Annotated in this window: 17 protein-coding genes; 13 read left to right on the top strand and 4 right to left on the bottom strand. The window is 66.3% G+C overall.

What is annotated here, in order from left to right:
• Positions 1 to 23: 23 nt before the first annotated feature.
• The 5 genes from ATE64_RS05095 (at position 24) to ATE64_RS05075 (ending at position 5,652) form a co-directional block, all read left to right on the top strand.
• Positions 24 to 395 carry a mercuric transporter MerT family protein gene (locus tag ATE64_RS05095; protein WP_011542782.1) on the top strand — a complete coding sequence of 124 codons (372 nt, stop codon included), beginning with the start codon at positions 24 to 26 and terminating at the stop codon, positions 393 to 395.
• Between the two features lie 14 nt (positions 396 to 409).
• Positions 410 to 691 (top strand): mercury resistance system periplasmic binding protein MerP, encoded by a 282-nt coding sequence (merP, locus tag ATE64_RS05090; RefSeq protein WP_041384122.1) that lies wholly within the window; start codon positions 410 to 412, stop codon positions 689 to 691.
• A gap of 10 nt (positions 692 to 701) precedes the next feature.
• The gene (gene merA, locus ATE64_RS05085; RefSeq protein ID WP_011542784.1) at positions 702 to 2,141 is read left to right on the top strand and encodes a mercury(II) reductase; all 1,440 of its coding nucleotides are present in this window, start codon (positions 702 to 704) and stop codon (positions 2,139 to 2,141) included.
• Positions 2,142 to 2,174: 33 nt separating this feature from the next.
• On the top strand, positions 2,175 to 2,591 hold the full coding sequence (locus ATE64_RS05080) for a hypothetical protein (protein WP_011542785.1): 417 nt from the start codon (positions 2,175 to 2,177) through the stop codon (positions 2,589 to 2,591).
• Positions 2,592 to 3,390: 799 nt separating this feature from the next.
• Positions 3,391 to 5,652: a sensor histidine kinase gene (locus tag ATE64_RS05075; protein WP_058800321.1), complete on the top strand. Its 2,262-nt coding sequence runs from the start codon at positions 3,391 to 3,393 to the stop codon at positions 5,650 to 5,652.
• On the opposite strand, the gene ATE64_RS05070 is transcribed toward ATE64_RS05075, so the two are convergent.
• Complete coding sequence (locus ATE64_RS05070) at positions 5,638 to 6,255, bottom strand: response regulator transcription factor (protein WP_058454220.1); 618 nt, start codon at positions 6,253 to 6,255, stop codon at positions 5,638 to 5,640. The genes ATE64_RS05075 and ATE64_RS05070 overlap by 15 nt on opposite strands.
• A 183-nt stretch (positions 6,256 to 6,438) precedes the next feature.
• Positions 6,439 to 7,104: a TetR/AcrR family transcriptional regulator gene (locus ATE64_RS05065; RefSeq protein ID WP_058454221.1), complete on the bottom strand. Its 666-nt coding sequence runs from the start codon at positions 7,102 to 7,104 to the stop codon at positions 6,439 to 6,441.
• A gap of 245 nt (positions 7,105 to 7,349) precedes the next feature.
• On the opposite strand from ATE64_RS05065, the gene ATE64_RS05060 reads away from it, so the two are divergent.
• The 5 genes from ATE64_RS05060 (at position 7,350) to ATE64_RS05045 (ending at position 14,000) form a co-directional block, all read left to right on the top strand.
• Positions 7,350 to 8,774, top strand: a complete 1,425-nt coding sequence (locus ATE64_RS05060) for an efflux transporter outer membrane subunit (protein ID WP_058454222.1) — start codon at positions 7,350 to 7,352, stop codon at positions 8,772 to 8,774.
• A gap of 40 nt (positions 8,775 to 8,814) precedes the next feature.
• Positions 8,815 to 8,955, top strand: coding sequence for a hypothetical protein (locus ATE64_RS21485; RefSeq protein ID WP_156416469.1), 141 nt, complete (start codon positions 8,815 to 8,817; stop codon positions 8,953 to 8,955).
• Between the two features lie 35 nt (positions 8,956 to 8,990).
• Entirely contained in the window at positions 8,991 to 10,181 is a 1,191-nt protein-coding gene (locus tag ATE64_RS05055; RefSeq protein WP_082657580.1) for an HlyD family efflux transporter periplasmic adaptor subunit, read from the top strand.
• Positions 10,182 to 10,243: 62 nt separating this feature from the next.
• On the top strand, positions 10,244 to 11,737 hold the full coding sequence (locus tag ATE64_RS05050; protein WP_058454398.1) for a DHA2 family efflux MFS transporter permease subunit: 1,494 nt from the start codon (positions 10,244 to 10,246) through the stop codon (positions 11,735 to 11,737).
• Between the two features lie 199 nt (positions 11,738 to 11,936).
• Positions 11,937 to 14,000, top strand: a complete 2,064-nt coding sequence (locus ATE64_RS05045; RefSeq protein WP_058454223.1) for a hypothetical protein — start codon at positions 11,937 to 11,939, stop codon at positions 13,998 to 14,000.
• A 57-nt stretch (positions 14,001 to 14,057) separates the two neighbouring features.
• On the opposite strand, the gene ATE64_RS05040 is transcribed toward ATE64_RS05045, so the two are convergent.
• Positions 14,058 to 14,720, bottom strand: coding sequence for a TetR/AcrR family transcriptional regulator (locus ATE64_RS05040; protein ID WP_058454224.1), 663 nt, complete (start codon positions 14,718 to 14,720; stop codon positions 14,058 to 14,060).
• Positions 14,721 to 14,790: 70 nt separating this feature from the next.
• Here ATE64_RS05040 and ATE64_RS05035 point away from each other — a divergent pair, with 70 nt between their 5' ends.
• From ATE64_RS05035 to ATE64_RS05025, 3 genes are read left to right on the top strand one after another with little or no spacing between them, the layout of a single operon-like run.
• Complete coding sequence (locus ATE64_RS05035) at positions 14,791 to 15,810, top strand: VOC family protein (protein ID WP_058454225.1); 1,020 nt, start codon at positions 14,791 to 14,793, stop codon at positions 15,808 to 15,810.
• Entirely contained in the window at positions 15,807 to 16,640 is an 834-nt protein-coding gene (locus ATE64_RS05030) for a fumarylacetoacetate hydrolase family protein (protein WP_058454226.1), read from the top strand. Before ATE64_RS05035 ends, ATE64_RS05030 begins: the two co-directional genes overlap by 4 nt.
• Positions 16,637 to 18,151 (top strand): bifunctional 3-(3-hydroxy-phenyl)propionate/3-hydroxycinnamic acid hydroxylase, encoded by a 1,515-nt coding sequence (locus tag ATE64_RS05025; RefSeq protein ID WP_058454227.1) that lies wholly within the window; start codon positions 16,637 to 16,639, stop codon positions 18,149 to 18,151. Before ATE64_RS05030 ends, ATE64_RS05025 begins: the two co-directional genes overlap by 4 nt.
• 156 nt (positions 18,152 to 18,307) lie before the next feature.
• Here the strand turns inward: ATE64_RS05025 and ATE64_RS05020 are convergent, their stop codons facing one another.
• Complete coding sequence (locus ATE64_RS05020) at positions 18,308 to 18,547, bottom strand: hypothetical protein (protein ID WP_058454228.1); 240 nt, start codon at positions 18,545 to 18,547, stop codon at positions 18,308 to 18,310.
• Positions 18,548 to 18,734: the final 187 nt, after the last annotated feature.

Genomic DNA, 18,734 nt, shown 5'->3' with positions numbered 1-18,734 from the left:
CAACGTGATTCGGAGAACAGAAAATGACCCAGCCGAAAACGGCTTCCAGACGTGGTGCGTGGATAGCGATTGTTGGAGGAAGTCTGGGCGCGCTCGGCGCGGCCTCTTGCTGCATCGTCCCGCTAGTGCTCTTCACACTGGGCGTCAGTGGCGCATGGATCGGCAACCTGACCGCGCTCGCCCCCTATCAGCCCATCTTCCTGGCGGTGGCGATCGCCTTCCTGGCCGCCGGGTTCTGGCGGATCTATCGTCAGCCGCGCGTGGTCTGCGCCGAGGGCGAGTGCGGCACGCCTTCCTCCAACCGCTTGGCAAAGACGGCCTTGTGGCTTGCAACGGCGCTGATCGGACTCGCCGTCCTCTTCCCCTATCTCGCCCCCCTATTCCTCGACCTTTGAACAAGGAGACCATGATGAAGAAGCTTACCCTGTTCGCGGCCGCGGCTGCGCTGTTCGCATCCGGGCCGGCCTTTGCCGCAATCCGGACCACCACCTTGGCGGTCGAGAACATGACCTGCGTGACCTGCGCTCCCACCGTCAAAAAGAGCCTGTCGCGCGTACCCGGCGTGACCGCTGTCGAAGTGTCGGCCAAAACGCATACCGCGACGGTCACCTATGACGACGCCAAGACCAGCACCGCGGCGTTGATCGCGGCGACCACCAACGCTGGCTACCCTTCCCGAGTCCGCAAGTGAAAGTCGTATCATGAGTGATTGCTGCAATCGGGGCGACGGCTCTCAGGCCAAGAAGTACGACCTTATCGTCGTGGGCGGCGGCTCGGCTGGGTTCTCGGCCGCGATTACCGCGGCGGAGCAAGGAGCCCAAGTCGCCGTTATCGGTGCCGGCACCATCGGCGGAACCTGCGTCAACGTCGGCTGCGTTCCTTCCAAGGCGCTGATCCGCGCGGTCGAGAGCATTCACCACGCGAATGCCGCGCCGATGCGGTTCAACGGTGTCGAGGCCGGGGCACGAATGGCCGATTGGGGCAAGGTGATCGCCGAAAAGGACTCGCTCGTCTCGGGCCTTCGTCAGGCGAAATATGCGGATCTCCTGCCTCTCTACAATAATATCGCCTACCATGAAGGCACGGCGCGGCTCGTCGAAAATGGCGTCGAGGCCGGTGGAAGGCGGTTCACCGCTGACCGGATCGTGATTGCGACAGGTACGCGTCCGGCGGTGCCGGCTATCCCGGGCCTTCCGGACGTCGATGCGCTCGACAGCACTACCGCGCTCGACCTGACCGAGTTGCCGAAATCGATGATCGTCCTCGGGGGCGGCTATATCGGTGTGGAACTCGCCCAGATGTTCTCCCGCGCCGGCGTCGACGTGACGCTCGTTTTCCGCAGCCGCCTTCTCCCCGATATGGAGCCGGAGATCGGTGCCGCGCTGACCGACTATCTTTCGAGCGAAGGCATCACGGTTCTGGGCGACCTCGCCTATCAGTCGGCCCACAAGACGGCGGAAGGGGGCACCGCGCTCACCGTCCTGCGCAACGGGGTCGCCGAAACCATCGTCGCGGAGCGCCTTCTCGTAGCGACCGGGCGCGCCCCGAATGTGGAGGACCTCGGTCTCATCGAGGCAGGGGTGAAGCAGACGCTCAGCGGTGCCATCATTGTCGATGACCATATGCGAACCTCGGTGCGCGGCGTCTATGCCGCCGGCGATGTGACGGGCCGAGACCAGTTCGTTTACATGGCAGCCTATGGCGCAAAGATCGCCGCCAAGAACGCCTTGAACGGCGATAGCCTGCGGTACGACAATTCGGCCATGCCGGCCGTCGTATTCAGCGATCCGCAGGTAGCCAGTGTCGGCTTCACCGAAGCGCAGGCTATCGCGGCAGGATATGCAACGCGAACCTCGACCCTCCCGCTCGAGAATGTTCCGCGCGCATTGGCGGCTCGCGACACGCGCGGCCTGATCAAGCTGGTTGCGGATGGCCGGACCCGCAAACTGCTGGGCGCGCATATCTTGGCGCCGGAAGGTGCGGACAGTATCCAGACCGCCGCCATGGCGATCCGCTGCGGCCTCACGATCGACGATCTGGCGGAGATGATCTTCCCCTATCTGACCACGGTCGAAGGACTGAAGCTGGCTGCGCAGACATTCGATCGGGATGTGAAAAGGCTGTCCTGCTGTGCAGGATAAGATTGCTCGGTCGCGTCGCGGCGGTGAGATGACATGAGTAGCCCGCGCGGTTCCGATCCCGCCAGCGGCGCCGGGGATTGGTCGGGTAACTGGCGCACGCTTGTCGGGCTCTGGGCTATTCCCGGCCTAGCCATGCTGGCCGCCATGTGGCTGGAACCTACGCCCCGCGCGGTCATCTGGACCGTCATGCTGGCCTCCATGGGTGCGGCTTGTATCATGAACGCCAGACGGTGCGGCCGGACTCATTGCCGTTTCACCGGACCGTTCCTGATTGGGATGGCGATACTGGTCGTCGCCTACGCGATTGGGATGCTGCCGCTGGGGCCACATGGCTGGGGTATTCTGGGCGGAGTCACGCTTGGCGGGTTTGCCGCTCTGTGGTGGGGCAGCGAACGGGCATGGGGCAAGTTCTCGCGTTCCAAAGATAAGGGCGTTTCTCGCAGCTGTTAGGTTTCGTGGGAGATCGGACGTCCGGCCACTGCTATAATGGCCCATTTGCGAACGACTGGTTTTGGGCCACGCGTCGCTGGCGGTGAATGGCCGGGCTGAGGCGCAAAGCGGAAGCGTCCGAGAGGAGACTAGATCGACCCGCGTGGGCTGGTCGGGCTCCTAAACCGCGGGTGCCTTAAGGGGCGATTCCCGCCCGACCGCGACCGCCGTTCGATTGCCACCTATTATTACACCGCCTTCGCTGAAGGCCTCGAGAATACCCCGGAGCGATCGACGACCTTCCAGACCCGGCCGGGAACCACCGACCGGACCGACTGGCGCACGCGCACGAGCCATTTCATCAAGGACTGGGTGCCGCCGCGGCTGCAGCGTTACGCGAACCGGCTCAATCCGTTTTGATGCGCGTGTGGCCGGACGTACCAATTCGCCTTCGTTCTTGGAAAGAAGAGGCCGGAACGGCCAAGCCGCCCCGGCCCCACCACCGAACTGTCCTGACCCGGGTCGCAGAAGATCAGAAGGCAATTCGTGCGGTTAACTGACGGACCGGTCGCGGCCTCCCTCACCGGCCGGCCCGTCGCGTCACGATGTCGTTGCGCCCCCGCGCGCCGGCCAGTCGCGGATGCGCCGCCGAGCTTTGAACGACCGCCTAGGTCAGCGCCGCGCGAGGCGCTACCCAATGTTTGTTGGGGTGGCCGACGCGCGAACCCGATCGTCCGATGCCCGCCCGGCTTGTTTCGCGCCCTTGAAAGGCAACGCAAAAATTGACTTTTCCGACTGCGCACGCGACACCGGTCGGCGCATGTCGATCGTCGCGCGGATAGGCTTCGGCCTCTGGCTGATGGCGGCGCTGCTGGCGCCCGCCGCAGCGTCGGCACAAGCGTCGGCACCGCCGATCCCGACCATCGAGCTCAGCGCCGGCGCCGACGGCCCGGCGGTCGCACCCTATGTCCGCTATACGAAGGATCCCGGCGCGCCCGACGAACGGGGCCTTGCCGCGATCCTGGAGGCGCCGCTCGAAGCCATACAGGGACAGAGCGTCCATTTCGGTCCGCCGGGCGCCCGAACGATCGTCGCGGTCAAGGTTCGTAATGCAAGCGACGCACAGGGGAGCTGGATCTTCACCACCGGGCGCGGATCGCTCAAATATTTCCGCCTCTTCGAGGTCGCCGACGGCAAGGTCGACCTGCTCGTCGACGGCACCGACGCCAAGGCTGCGCGCGAGAATCTGCTCAGCTATCAGGCGTTCAGCACCGAATTCGTGCTCGACCCCGGACAGGAAAAGCTGCTGCTGATCGACTTCGTCTCCGAAAATTCGACCTATATGCCGCTCAAGATCCAGACCTATGGCAGCTTCTTCAAGGACCGGCGCGCCAACATCGCGCTGGTGTCCGGGGTCGTGCTGGGGCTCGCGGTGCTGATCTTCCTGAACTTCCTCTTCTTCTCGATCACCGGGCACCGCGACTTCGTGTGGCTCGCGGTCGCGCAGGCCTTTTTCGCGATCAACACGATCCATTCGGAGGGCTATGTCACCATCTTCTTCCTCTCCGACAATCCGCTGACCAGCGTCGGGATCGAGGATATGTTCAAATGCGGCTTCGCGGGCGCGATGGCGCAGTTCGCGCGCAGTTTCGTCGGGACGGCGACGCGCTTTCCGAAGACCGACCTTGCGCTCCGCATCCTGATCGGCGCGGCGCTGGTGCTGATGGCGCTGCAGCCCGGCCTCGCGCTTTATCCGCCTGTCTTCCGGCACAGCCTGCACATCGGTTGCTGGATCATCGCGGTCGCCGGCGCGCTGTTCCTGCCGTTCGTCGGCTATGCCGCGATGAAACGCGTCGGGCGCCAGCTCTGGCCGCTGTTCGTCGGCTGGGCGAGCCTTGCGCTCTTCATCGTCTATGCCGCGATCGCCTCGATGGGCGTGTTCGCCTGGCTGCCGATCAACTGGCACCTCGCGGGGCCGGTCGGGCTGTTCGAATCGCTGATGGCGACGCTCGCGCTCGGCCTCAACCTCAAGAAGATCCAGGCCGACAAGATCGCCGCCGACGAAGCCTATGCCCGCGAACTCGCCGGACGCCTCGCGGTCAGCGAGCGCGCCGCGCGGCTGGCGGAGGAAAAGGCTTTCGCGCTCGAAACCGTGCACAGCCAGAACGCGCTGCTCCATGCCTCGGGGCATGACAGCAAGCAGGTCATCCTCGCGCTCAACAGCGCGGTCGACGCGTTGAAGCGCGACCCGGCGGCGAACGGCGAATTGACCGCGATGCTGCAAAGCTCGGCCGATTATCTGGGCGAAATCGTGTCGACGACGATGTCGGGTGCCAACATCGTCGGCAGCGAGGATGATTTCGTCGCCCTCGGCGCTTTCGGCGGCGCAGCGCTGGTCGAGCCGCTGCAGATGATGTTCCGCGCCCCCTTTGCCGCCAAGGGGCTGACGCTCGCGGTCCGGGTCGACGCCGACATCATGCTTGTTTCGGACAAGCCGCTGTTGATGCGGGTGCTCGCGAACCTGATCAGCAACAGCTATCAATATACGGCGAAGGGCGGCGCGACGTTGACGCTCGACCGCGAAGGCGAAGAGGCCGTGATCCTCCTCTCCGACACCGGCAGCGGGATGCCCGCCAACATCGTCCGCGCCCTCAACGCAGCGGATGGCCGGCGCGTGCGCGCCGACGCGCGCGCGGCGGGCTCGGGATCGGGGTTCCATTCGGCGAAGCGGCTGATCGGGGCGCTCGGCGGGTCGCTGGCGATCACCGCCTCGGACGCCGGCGGCACGACGATCGCCGTCCGGCTTCCTGCCGCCTATGACGCGATCACGCCCTGTCCGGCGGAGGAACTCCAGGCGGGCCTGCCCGGCTGGCGCATCCTCGACTTCGACGAGCGCGCCGCGTTCGACGCCGCGCTCGCCGCGGCCGAAGGTTCCAGACGCCGCATCGCCGCGTTGACCTATGACGACACGACGGTCACGCGCGGACGGCTGAGCGAGCTTGTCGGGCTGATGATCTTGAAACCGCCGTGCCGCGAGCTGATGCGCCACCCGCTCGTCGTGCGCGGGTCAGAGCAGCTTTAGCTCCTGCGCGCGCTCGACGATCTTGCGATTGTTGGGCACATCGAGCTTGCGGCGCAGTTCGGCGATGTGGAACGACACCGTCGGCTGCGCGATCGACAGGCGGTACGAAATTTCCTTGTTGCTCTCGCCCTGCGCCAGATAGTGGAGGATGGCCATCTGGCGCGACGACAGGGTGACGGGCGAGCCGCTGTACTTGCCGAGCGCCTCCTCCATATGCGGCGACAGATAGACGTCGCCCGCCAGCGCGGCGTCGCAGGCGGCGATGATTTCCTCGGCCGGGTCGGCCTTGCTCACCGCGGCGCGCGCGCCGAGTTTCAGCGCATAGTCGACCTCGCCATAGCCCGATTCGCCGGTCAGGATGATTACCGTCATGTCGCGCGAGCCGACGATTTCGGCGAGAATGTTGATCCCGCGCACGTCGGGCATGTTGAGGTCGAGGATGACGAGGTCGACCGGCTGCGACTGGACGAAGGCGGCGACCGTCGCCCCGCGATCGAGCGCACCGACAACCGAAAAGCGCGGATGCGCGGAAAAAAGCAGCCGGAGCCCGCTCTGCGTGAGCGGGTGATCGTCGACGATCAAGATCCTGTGCGTGTCGCTCATCGCCCTCCCGCCCCGATAGGACCGCACAGCGATGCCCCAGACGGACGAGCGCCCGCAACCCCAATAAATTTGAGGCAGGGCACGCGGCAATATTGGGAAAAATCGCGCGCCCGAAGGGACCCGAAGCCCTGACCTCCGCCTTCGGGCGGGTACCAACGGGCTACGCCATCCACGCAGCCCTGGTCATACCGTTTCCCTGGCGCCATCCACTTTATCGATCGGCGCCCACAGCTCGGGGTGGCGGCCATAGGCGCGGAGGAACAGGATCGCGGCGCGCCGCGCGCGCGCGTCTTTCTGCTTCGGCGTCGGCGGATTGCTGAGGCCCCAAAGGCTCTCGAAATGGAAATTCGATGCGGCCAGTGCGACGAGATCGTCGCCCGCCTGCCAATAATCGTCGGTCCAAAGGAGGTCGCCGAAATTCGCGCGCAGATATTCGGCGATACTCTTCTGCGTCCGGCGCGGGCCGCGTTCGAAGAAGATGCGCACCAACTCGGGATTGCGTTCGGACATCGGACTGATCAGCCGGAACATCTGCACCGCGATCGGGGCGGTCATGCGTTCGATGATCGTCCGCGACAGATGCGTCAGCTGATCGAGCGGCGAATCGCCGACCGCCGAAAAATCGATGCCGCCGCGAATCCCGGCCGCCGTATCCTCGACGACCGCGGCGAATAACTCTTCCTTCGAAGGGAAATAGGACCAGAGGGTGCGCTTGGACCCGCCGAGCTGCGCCGCGATCGCCGACATCGACGCGCCCTCGAAGCCTTTCTCGAAAAAATGTTCGCGCGCGATTGCAATGATCTGGGCGCGTTTCAGGAGCCGTTGGCTCTCTCTCTTACCAATCTTCATGCCGCCAATATGATACCACTCCCCACCTTTTGCAAGATACGAAGATTCGAAGAAGGGCATTTTCCGGCCGCATATTTTTCGCATAACGGTACCATTTTGTGGCCAGAAAACCCTTCATATCGCATTTAAGCTGTTGATCTGTATAGAATTAAATACAGGTACCATGCAGTACCATTTTTAGATTGACATTTGCGGCGCGAATCGCGATTTAAACGGTACTGCATAGTACCTCAAAGGAATCGACGATGATCGCAACCCGCTTCGGCGGGCTGGCCATGCTCATGGCCAGCGCCGCCACTTTGACCGCCTGCGCCTCGGTCCCCGACCTCGGCGCGCGCCCCGAAATCCGTGCGCCGGAAACCATCGCCAGCGCCGCGAGCCTGAGCGGCGACGCCGGCGTCTGGCCCGCCGACGGCTGGTGGAAAGGCTATGGCGATGCCCAGCTCGACGCGCTGATGCAGGAAGCGATCGCCGGATCGCCCGACCTTCGCATGGCTTCGGCGCGACTCCGCAAGGCGCAGGCCTATGCCCGTCAGGCGGGCGCTGCGCTGCTGCCGCAAATCGATGCGACGAGCAGCGCGGGCTTCGTCCAGCAGAGCGAGAATAACGGCGTCCCCGCGCAATTCGTCCCCGACGGCTGGGAAGACACCGCAAAGACCGGCCTCTCCTTCTCGCTCGACCTCGATCTGTGGGGCAAGAACCGCGCGACGCTCGCAGCGGCGAAGGCCGATGCGCTGGCGGCGGCCTATGAAGTGCAGGAAGCGCGGAGCGCGCTGACCGCCGCGCTTGCCACCAGCTATGCCGAACTCGCACGGCTTTGTGCACAGCGCGAGGTGCTCGACCGCACGGTGCAGAACCGGCTCGAGACGCTGAAGCTCGTCGGCGACCGTGTCTATGCCGGGCTCGACAATCAGGCCGCGCTCAAGCAGGCGCGCTCGCGCGTTCCGGCCGCCAAGGCCGAGCTCGCGGCAACCGAAGAAGCGATCGCGCTGACGAAGAACAGCATCGCCGAACTCACCGGTGCCGGTCCCGACCGCGCGCTGACGATCGGCCGCCCCGCGGTCGCGCTTGCCGCCGTCCGCGGCGTCCCTGCCAATGCGTCGATCGATCTGATCGGCCGCCGTCCCGACATCGCCGCGGCGCTCGCCGGGGTCGATGCGCAGACGAGCCGGATCAAGGCGGCGCGTGCCGCCTTCTATCCGAACATCAGCCTCACCGGGCTGATCGGCTTGCAGGCGCTCGGCATCGGCAATCTCGCCGACAGCGGTTCGCTCTATGGCAATGCCGGCCCGGCGGTGAGCCTGCCGATCTTCCATGGCGGTGCGATCAGCGCGCAATATCGCGGCACGCGGGCGCAATATGACGAAGCCGTCGCGCGCTATGACGCTACCGTGATCGGCGCGCTCCACGATGTCGCCGACACGCTGGTCAGCCGCCGCGCTCTGGCTGAACGGCTCAGCCTGTCGCTGGCCTCGCTCAAGGATGCCGAGGCCGCGCACGAGCTTTCGCGCCAGCGCTACGAGCGCGGGCTCGCCTCCTATCTCGACGTTCTCAGCAACGAGGAAAATGTCCTGCAGGCGCGGCGTTCGGTCGCCGACCTTCAGGCGCGCGTCTTCACGCTCGACGTCCAGATGGTCCGCTCGCTCGGCGGCGGATTCACCAAAGCCTGATCCTCTCCCCTCCGAACCCCCAAAGGAAAGACCCATCCCCATGAATACCGATGTCAAAAATCCGAAACGCCAGCGCGCGCTGCGCTGGCTGGGCTACGGCCTGCTGTTCAAGCTCGCGCTCATTGGGGGCGCCTGGCTGTTCGCCGCAACCGCCCAGCAGATCATGACCACCCCCCTCTGATCGTTTCCGCACGATGATTTCCAAAGGACAGACCGATGACTCAAATAGCTCTTCTCGACCATACCGATGATTTCCGCGACAACGGCGCGCGGGCCACCGAACCGACGATCGACTCCAACGAGGCCGCGACATCGGCCAAGCGCAGGAAGCTCTTTGCCGCACTCGGCGGCGCGGTGCTGCTCGCCGGTGCCGGTTACTGGCTGCTCGCCGACGGCGATCTGGTCGCGACCGACAACGCCTATGTCGCCGCGGACTCGGCGCAGGTAACCCCGCTCGTCTCGGGCGCGGTGACCAAGGTTTTCGTCGCCAATACGCAGAATGTGAAGCGCGGCGATATCCTGATCCAGCTCGACGACACCGACGCCAGACTGGCGCTGGCGCGCGCCGAGGCCGACTATGCCCGTGCCCGCCGCCAGTTCGGACAGGCGGTCGCGACCAGCAGCTCGCTTGCCGGACAGGTCAGCGCCGGTGCGGCGTCTATCGGTCAGGCAGAGGCGCAGGTCCAGATCGCGAATGCGGCGCTCGCCAAGGCGCGCATCGACCTCGACCGCCGTGCCGGCATCGCCGACGGCGGCGCCGTGTCGGGCGAGGAACTGACCGTCGTTCGCAACGCCTATGCGACCGCGCAAGCCAATCTGGCGCAGGCGAAGGCCGGGCTCGCGCAGGCGGTTGCGTCGCGCAATTCGGCGTCGGGCTCGCTCGCCGCGAACAATGCGATGATCGCGGGCGTCTCGGTCGACGGCCACCCCGACGTACTCGCCGCGAAGGCGAAGCTCGATCAGGCGCGCGTCGACCTGGAACGCACGGTGATCCGTGCGCCCGTCGACGGCGTCGTCACCAATCGTCAGGTGCAGGTCGGCCAGCGCGCTTCGGCGGGCAGCGTCGCGATGACGATCGTTCCGATCGGCGCCGTCTATGTCGACGCCAACTTCAAGGAAGGCCAGCTCGAACGCGTTCGCGTCGGCCAGCCGGTCGAGCTCGTCTCCGACCTCTATGGGTCGGACGTCGTCTTCCACGGCCGCGTCGAGGGCTTTTCGGGCGGTACCGGTTCGGCGTTCGCGCTGATTCCGGCGCAGAATGCCACGGGCAACTGGATCAAGGTGGTCCAGCGTCTGCCGGTGCGCGTCTCGCTCGACCCGAAGGAACTCAAGAAGCATCCATTGCGCGTCGGCCTGTCGATGGAAGCCGAGATCGACGTGGCGCCCCGCCGGAAGGACGTCCGGTGAGCGCGGCGGGGGCCCAGCACTCCGGCGCCGAGGGCCACAGCTCGACGATCCTGACGGGCAGCATGTTGCTGCTCGCCGGGGCGGTGCTCGCGGTCAGCAACTTCATGGTCGTGCTCGATACCACGATCGCGAACGTGTCGGTCGCGCATATCGCGGGCGGCCTCGGCATCTCCTCCTCGGAGGGGACATGGGTGATCACATCCTATGCCGTGGCCGAGGCGATCTGCGTGCCGCTCACCGGATGGCTCTCGCGGCGCCTCGGCACCGTGCGGCTGTTCGCGGGCGGGATGCTCGGCTTCGGCATCTTCTCCTTCCTCTGCGGCACCGCGACGAGCCTCACCATGCTCGTTGCCTTCCGGATCGGGCAGGGGATTTGCGGCGGGCCGCTGATGGCTTTGAGCCAGACCTTGCTGCTGCGGGTGTTCCCGAAGGACAAGCATGCGATGACGATGGGGATCTGGGCGATGACGACGCTGACCGCGCCGATCTTCGGCCCGATCCTCGGCGGTACCATCTCCGACAGCTGGGGCTGGCACTGGATCTTCTTCATCAACGTGCCCGTTGCGGCCATCTGTGCCTTCACGGCGTGGACGGTGCTGCGCAAGGCGGAGACCGAGAAGGTGAACGAGCCCGTCGACGGTTTCGGCCTCGTGTTGCTCGTCCTCTGGGTCGGTGCGTTGCAGCTCATGCTCGATCTCGGGCGCGAACATGACTGGTTCAGCGCGGACATCATCGTCCAGCTCGCCATCATCGCGATCGTCGGTTTCGCGAGCTTCCTCATCTGGGAGCTGACGCACGACAGACCCGTCGTCGACCTTCGCCCTTTCCGCCACCGCGGTTTCACCGTCGCGGTCATCGCGCTGGTGTTCGCTTACGGCACCTTCTTCGCGAGCCTGGTGGTGATCCCGCAGTGGCTGCAGGGCGCGATGGGCTACACCGCGACCTGGGCCGGCTATGCCACCGCGTTCAACGGCGTGGCGGCGGTGCTGATGGCGCCGATCGTCGCGAAGCGGATGACCGAAGTCGACCCGCGCCGGCTCGTCTTCATCGGCGTGCTCTGGCTCGGCGGTACCTCGCTGCTTCGTGTCTTCTGGTGGAACAGCGGCGCCGACTTCTGGACGCTGGCGCTCCCCCAGCTGATCCAGGGTGCGGGCATGCCCTTCTTCTTCGTGCCTTTGACGACCATCGCCCTCGGCGCGGTCGACGAAGAGGAAACGGCCTCGGCGGCAGGGGTGATGAACTTCCTGCGGACGATGGCCGGGGCGGTCGCCGTCGCGATCTCGACGACGCTCTGGTACGACGGCGCGCAGGAAAAGCGCGACGGCCTCTCGGGCGTCCTCCACGGCACGCAGGCGGCGATCGATGGGCTGATGGCCAAGGGCTACAGCCTCGAGCAGGCCCGCCAGATCATCAGCCAGATGGTGGACAAGGAAAGCGTCGCGCTGGCGACCGGACAGACCTTCGTCTGGGCCGCGTTCGTCTTCGCCGCCGCCGCCTCGATCATCTGGCTCGCCCCGCGGCCGACGCGCGCCGTGGATACCAGTTCGGTGCACTGACCTGCATCGTGCGGAAGTTCCGGGCGGGCACCTCCCCCTGCCCCCCGCCCGCCCGGAACGTCCATCGTCGGCGCGAGCCGGTCGAGCCCTCCCTGGTGTCGGCCGGCTCGCGTTCGATCCTTCGCCCCAGAATGAAGCCGAAACGCGATTCTGCGTCACAAGATTTTTGTACCCGAAATCAAGCAACAAGGATTATATCATGACCAATATTCCCAACCGAAATCGCCGCGCCGGTTACGGCAAAGCCGCCGCGCTGTGGCTGCTTTTTGCCGGCGCATCGCTCGTCGCCATGGAATATCCCGCCGACGCCGCGACCACCGCGACGACCGCTACGATTGCGGTCGACAACACGCCGCCCGCGATCGTCTTCGCCTTCGAGCCGACGGTCATGGTGCATATCGACGGCAAGCCCGTGCTTCGCGACATGAAGTCGGCAGGCGTCCGGCGCGTCGTCAACACGCGCGCGCTGCTGGTCCGGGCAGGCAATCTTTACTATCTGCGCATCGGCGGCCGCTGGCTGACCGCAACGGCGCTGAACGCCCGCTGGACGCTGGCCCGCGACGTGCCCGCCAATGTGACCTGGGCGCTGAACGAAGCCACATCGTACAAGCTCGCCGACCCGATGGACAAGACGGCGGACGATGTCGCCGCGCTGCTGCGCGCTGGCCGAGCGCCGGTAATCGTCGTGCGCAGCGACGCTGCCGAGCTGATCGCCATATCGGGCGAGCCGCAATTCGCCCCGATCGCGGGCACGACGCTCGCCTATGTCGCAAACACGCGCGCCGACGTCTTTGTCACGGCGAACACCAACTGGTATGTGCTGTTGTCGGGGCGCTGGTTCGTCGCGCCGTCGGCGACGGGTCCATGGACTTATGTTGCGCCCGACAAGCTGCCCGCCGACTTCGCACGCATCCCTGCCGACAGCCCCAAGGGCGTGGTCCTCGCATCGGTTGCCGGGACGCCGCAGGCGAAGGCAGCGATCGCCAGCAACAGCATCCCGCAGACCGCGACGGTCAATCGCAGGCAGGCAAGCTTTACCGCAACTTATGACGGCACTCCCGAATTCCGTGTCGTGACCGGGACCAGCCTCAGCTACGCGCGCAATGCTGCGGTGCCGGTGATCCGCGTCGATGCCAGCCATTATTACGCCGTTTCAAATGGCGTCTGGTTCGCGGCTTCGTCGCCGCACGGTCCGTGGGTGGTCGCGACCAGCGTCGCACCCGCAATCTATACGATCCCGGTTAGCTCGCCGCTCCATTATGTGACCTATGTCCGCGTCTATGGGGTCAGCGGCGATAGCGTTCAGGTCGGCTATACGCCCGGCTATTACGGGATCGTGTCGACCGGAACCGTCCTGGTCTATGGCACCGGCTATCGCTGCACCGCGTGGGTCGGTTCGGTCTGGTATGGCTGTCCCGCCGCTTATGCGCCTGCCGCTTATTGGTATGGCGGCGCCTATCCCGTCGCGGGGGCGTGGAACGTCTATGGCCAATGGAGCAACGCCGTCGTCTCGGGCACCGCAGCGGCCTGGGCCAATCCGTGGACCGGCAACTACGGCCGTGCGGTGGAAGGCGGCTATTACAACCAGGCGACCGGGGGACGCGGGGTCGGACAGGCGGCGGTCAACACCAACGCCTATACCGGCACGACCACCGCGGCGGCGCGCGGTGTGCGCTACAATCCCGAAACCGGCCGCGTCGTCGCGAACGAAGGCGTCGCCGCCTATAACCCCTATACGGGACAGGCAGGGGCCGCGAACCACCGCGAGGTCTATAATAGCAACACCGGCCGCCAGACGAGCATGGCAGGCGCGGCGGGCACCGGCCCGGAAGGCGCGGGGGCGGTCGGCGGATTCTCGACGACCGGCTCTGGCGGCAATGCCGCGGGCGTCGGCGGCGTCACTTACGACCGCGACAGCGGCACGGTGAACGCCGGCGGCGCGGTCAAGGTCGGCGATGATGTCTACGCCGGGAAAAATGGCGACGTCTATCAAAAGACCGACGGCGGCTGGGAACAGGTCGAGCGCAGCACTGCGCAGCGGCAGAATGGGCAGCGGCCGTCCGGCACGACGACCGGCCCGGTCGACCGCGAACAGGTCGCGCACGACCGCGGCACCGGCAGCAACGCCGCCTCGACCAGCCGCCAGCGACGCGAGCGCGGCAGCATCGGAAACGGCGGCTTCACCGGCGCCAAGAGCGGTAGCCGCCCAGCGATCGGCAGCGGCGGGCACCCCGCGAAGGGCGGCCGTCCCCGCAAGCGGTGACGGTTCGGGCGAGGGCGCACCCCTGCGCGCCCTCGCCTGCTGCGGCCTTTCGCCGCCCTATCGATTTCCGTTCAAAAGCCCGATCGCGCGGTCGAGCTCTTGCCCGACACGCACCGCGTCGCTCAGCCGCGCGCGGTTCGCCGCATCGACGCCGAGCCCGCCGAGCCCCAGCGCGATCATGTCCGACAGCATTGCGGTGACCTCGGCGCGGGCAGCCTCCTTCTCGATCAGCCCGCCCATCAGTGCCTGGCAGCAGCCGAGCCAGAAGAGCACGCCCGTGCGCCCGGCCGCGGGCACCAACCGATGCGCCGCGCCGACGGCGCCGAGATCGGCGATCACGCCGCGGTTGAGCACATGCTGTTCGAGCGTCATGCCGCGCGCGCTGCGTATCAGCACCGCCGCGCGCTTGCGCTCGCTGAGGGCGAACGCCGCTGCACCGATCATTCCGCCGCACAGCCGGGCCAGCGGATCATCCTCATCGGCGTTGAGCGCCCCGATCAGCGCCTCGATATCGCTGCGGATCGCCTCGCCGATCGCATTCGCAAAGCCATATTTGTCGCCGAAATGATTGAAGAAGGATCCCTTGGCGACCCCGGCGGCGGCGACCAGTTCGTCGATCGCGATGGCATCGATCGGCCGGTCGGCGAGCAGATCGAGCCCCGCGTCGAGCAGGGCGGCCCGGGTGCGCGCGGCGCGGGGGGAGAGGGCTTCGCTCGTCATCGTCTCTCACAGTTGACTAAATGGTCATATTCGCTAAGTTGACCAGATAGTCAACAGCGAGTCGCGAACGATGAGCATTACACGGGCAGAGGATATCGCGCATGTGCGCTTCGCCGCGCCGGACCTCGGCGCGATGCGAACATTTCTCGAGGATTTCGGGCTCGCCTGTTTCGAGGAGCAGGGCGTGCTCTACGGCCGCGGGTCCGACGGTGCGCCCTTCGCCCACGCGACGGTCGCGGGGAATGCAGGCTTCGCCGGTCTCGCCTTTCGCGTCGGCGACCTCGCCGACCTCGAGGCATTGGCGGCCGCCGATGGCGTCGCGGTCGAGGCATCGACCGCGCCGGGCGGCGGCCATGTCGTCCGCCTCACCGATCCCGATGGCAACCGCGTCGAAGCCGTCACCGGACAGGCAGGGCGAGAGCCGGTCGTACCCGACCGCGAAACCCCCTTCAATTCGGTCGCGGCGCGCCGGCGCTTGCGCGCGCCTGTACGTATCGCGCAGCGGCCCTCGCGCGTCCGGCGTCTCGGTCATGTGGTGCTGAACGTCGCGGACTTTCGTCGGTCGGAGGCGTGGTACAAGGCGCGCTTCGGCTTCATCACCTCCGACGAGATCGAGGCGGCGCCGGGGCTCGCGATCGGTGCCTTCATGCGCTGCGACCGCGGCGACACGCCGACCGATCACCACACGCTGTTCCTCGCCCAGCTGCCGCCCGGCCCCGGCTTCAACCACGCCGCGTTCGAGGTCGAGGGTCTCGACGACCTGATGGCCGGCCACGAGCATCTGAAGCGCGCGGGGCGCACCGCCGCGTGGGGCGTCGGGCGCCATGTGCTCGGCAGCCAGATCTTCGACTATTGGAAGGATCCCTGGGGGCACGAGCTCGAGCATTGGACCGACGGCGACCTGTTCGCCGCCGCCGACGGTTCGCGCCTGTCGACGATGCGCGAACTGCTCGACGTGCAATGGGGCGCGCCCTTCCCCGCGCTCGCCGGCAAGCGCGCGCCGAAACCCGAGACCATCGGCAGGCTGCTTGCCCTCCGGCTTCGCTTCAAGGCGCTTTTCCGCCGCAAACCCAAGGATATCGCAGCATGAAGATAGCAACCTACGAACAGAATGGCGCCGCGCACATCGGCATCGTTCGCGGCGAGACGATCGTCGACACGGGCTTCGCCGGCAGCATGATCGACCTGATCGCGCGCTGGGACGAGCTGCGCCCCGCCTTCGACGCCCTCGACGACCGCGGCGCGGCCCCGCTTACCGCGGTAACACTGACCGCCCCCATCGCGCGCCCCGGCAAGATATTCGCGATCGGCCTCAACTATGCCGACCATATCGCCGAATCGAAGATGGAGACGCCGCAGCGGCAGGTCTGGTTCACCAAGGCGCAGACCTCGATCAACGGCCCCTTCGCGCCGATCCTGATCGCGAAAAACACCTTCACCGCCGACTATGAGGTCGAACTGGTCGCGGTGATCGGCAAGCGCGGCAAGCATATTCCCGCGGCGCAGGCGCACGAGCATGTCTTCGGCTATTGCGTCGGCAACGATGTGACCGAACGCATGTGGCAGCACGCGGGGCCGCAATGGTCGCTCGGAAAGTCGTTCGACACGCACGCCCCGATCGGGCCGTGGATCACGACGGCAGACGAAGTCGACCCGCACGCCCTCGACCTCCATTGCCTCGTCAACGGCGAACTGCGCCAATCTTCGAACACCCGTCATCTGGTCTTCGACCTGTGGCAGCAGATCGAGCATCTTTCGGCGGCGATGACGCTCGAACCCGGCGATCTCGTCTTCACCGGCACGCCGGGCGGCGTCGGCGCCGCAATGGACCCGCGCCAATTCCTGAAGCCCGGCGACGTCGTGCGCTGCGAAATCGACGGCCTCGGCGCGATCGAGGGGGTGATGGAGGCGGAGGCGTGAGCAGCAGCCCCAAAGCCGAAGATTGCGACGTCCTGATCGTCGGCGCCGGGCCAACCGGGCTTACGCTTGCGCTGCTGCTCGCCCGGCGCGGCGTGACGGTCATCCTCGCCGAACGCGCCACCGAGCCTTACGCCCTGCCGCGCGCCGCGCATATCGATCACCAGATCCTCCGCGTCTTTCAGGAGCTCGGCATCGCCGACGCCATCGTGGCGACGTGCCGCCACAGCCCGCGCTATGATTTCGTGACCGCCGACGGGCAGGTGCTGCTTCGCCTCGACGGGGCGGACCGGATCGCAGCTGGCGGCTGGCATAGCGCGAACATGATCCATCAGCCTTCGATCGAGCGACTGTTGCGCGAGGCCGTTGCGGCACAGCCGAATATCGAGCTACGCGCGGGATGGCGACTGACCGGCCTCGGCGGCAGTTGCGACGCTCCGGCGGCGGAGTTCGAGACGGAGCAAGGCGCGCAGCTCGTTCGGCCCCGCTTTCTTGTCGGTGCCGACGGTGCGCGCAGCACCGTGCGCGACCTTGCCGGCATCGGCATCGACGACCTCGATTTCGACGAAAGCTGGTTGATCGTCGACACGATCGTAAACGACGTATCGCGGCTTCCCGAGGTCAATCTGCAGATTTGCGATCCCGCGCGGCCGACGACTTGCGTGCTGATGGGCGAAGGGCGTCACCGCTGGGAATTCATGGTGAAGCCGGGTGAAAGGCCCGACGACCTCCTCGACGACGCCATGATCGGGCGACTGCTGGACCCTTGGGATGTCGCGGGCGCGGTCGAAATCGAACGCAAGGCGGTCTATCGTTTTTCGGCGCGCATCGCCGAACAATGGCAGCGAGGCGCCATCTTCCTCGCGGGTGACGCCGCGCACCAGATGCCGCCGTTTGCCGGTCAGGGCTTGTGTTCGGGCATTCGCGACGCCGCCAATCTCGCGTGGAAACTCGCCGCTGTCGTAAGGGGCGAGGCGGCAGCGCCCATCCTCGAAACCTACCAGCCCGAGCGCGAGCCCAACGTCCGCGCGATCATCGGTCTTGCGATGATGATGGGTCGGACGGTGTGCATCACCGATCCCGACGCGGCGGCCGCCCGCGACGCGCAGATGCTCGCGGCGCGCGCTGCCAATCCGGAGCCGGCCGGGGCAGCGGCTTATCCCGATATTCTGACGGGTCTCATCGACGCGGGCACTCCGGGCGCAGGAAGCTATTTCCCGCAGCCAAAAGCGGGGCCGAGCCGGCTCGACGACCTGCTGGGCCCGGGGCCTTGGATCGTCGCGCGGGAAACCTCGCCGTCCAGCGGCGCGGTGCCCTGCTTTTCGCTCGACGACATCGAACCTTTTGGCGCCGAAGTCCGGCACTGGCTCGATAAGCATAGCGCCGACGCGGTACTCGTCCGAGCCGACCGTTATGTGTTCGGCAGCGGGCCGGTGGGCGAACTGACGGCTCGTTATTTTGCCGATCTCCGCGGGCATCCGGCGACACGCAACGGCCGGGGCGGGGTCCATTGATTTCAGATGACGGCCGTGCTTCAGGCTCGCGGTGACGAGCCTGAAGGAAGAGTCATTTCGTCCGGCCGCCCTCGCCGGGGATCGGAAAGGCTTCGCGCGCGCCGGTGCAGGCCTTGAGGCCGCTCGCCAGCACGATGATGTCGAATTCATACGCGTTCAGCTCGTCCGCACTCCCGTCTCGGTTATCTCGACCGGCGCTTCGCGTTTTTTGATGTCGACGAGATGCACGTTATCGCGGTTGAAGGCTTCGAAATAGCCATGATCGAGCGGCGGCGGCTTGGCGAACAAGGGATAATCGTCAAAGCCGGGGGTCGGCAGATCGGCCAGCGCGGGGTCGTTGACCGCCGCGCGATACCGACACGATCTGGAAGACCCCGACCGGATTATATATGTCAACGCCACCATCGCTGCACACGACGGCCTGCGTATGGAAGCGGGCGGGCTATCGACCGGATCAGCTGCGCGCCTTCGCTCAGCGCGTCGAGGTCGCAGACGACGAAGTTCGATTAACGGAGCGAGATCGGAACTGCGTCCGAGCTTGGTAGCCGCCTCGAGGGTGGATATGGCGGCGTACGGCGTTCGC

Origin of the sequence: Sphingopyxis sp. H073 (assembly GCF_001468395.1) — a bacterium.
In the GTDB taxonomy this organism is placed as follows: domain Bacteria; phylum Pseudomonadota; class Alphaproteobacteria; order Sphingomonadales; family Sphingomonadaceae; genus Sphingopyxis.
This window is presented reverse-complemented; position numbering and strand designations above follow the sequence as displayed.